A 628-nucleotide genomic window follows, 5' to 3' on the forward strand; every position below is an offset into this window, starting at 1 on the left:
ATGGCGCGCTTGCGGCCGCCACGGCGGCGCACTGCAAGCTTCTCTTCCCGGTACAGCCGGAACAGCTTCTTGTGGTTGACCGTATAGCCCTCCCGCTTGAGCAGGACATGCACGCGCCGATAGCCGAAGGGGCGGCGCTCGTGCGCGATCGCCTTCATGCGCTGGCGAAGGCCGCCATCGTCCGTCCGGATCGTCTTGTATCTCACAGTCATGCGGCAGCTGCCGATGGCTTTACACGCCCGCCGTTCGCTCATCCCGTGGGCATCCATGAGATGGGCGACAGCTTTCCGCTCCCCCGCGGGCATCACCATTTCTTTCCCAGCAAGTCCTTCAGCGCGACATTGTCGAGCATGGCATTCGCCAGCAGCCGCTTCAGCCGCGTGTTCTCATCCTCCAGTGCCTTTAGCCGCTTAGCCTCCGACACCTCCATACCGCCGAACTTCGCCTTCCATTTGTCGATGCTGGCGTCGCTGACGCCGTGCTTGCGGCACAGGTCGGCAACCGAAACGCCGGCCTCGTGCTCCTTCAAAATCCCGATGATCTGCTCTTCCGAAAAGCGGCTGCGCTTCATGCTCTGGTCCTTGTCGTGGGCCAGAACAAACTTCAAACTCGATTAAGCCCGTGGGGC

Annotated in this window: 1 pseudogene; it reads right to left on the reverse strand. The window is 61.9% G+C overall.

From position 1 onward, the window contains the following. Window positions 1-571 (reverse strand): annotated as a pseudogene (locus HZZ13_RS36370) (transposase); the annotation flags it as partial. Window positions 572-628: the final 57 nt, after the last annotated feature.

This window comes from Bradyrhizobium agreste (assembly GCF_016031625.1).
Classification (GTDB): domain Bacteria; phylum Pseudomonadota; class Alphaproteobacteria; order Rhizobiales; family Xanthobacteraceae; genus Bradyrhizobium; species Bradyrhizobium agreste.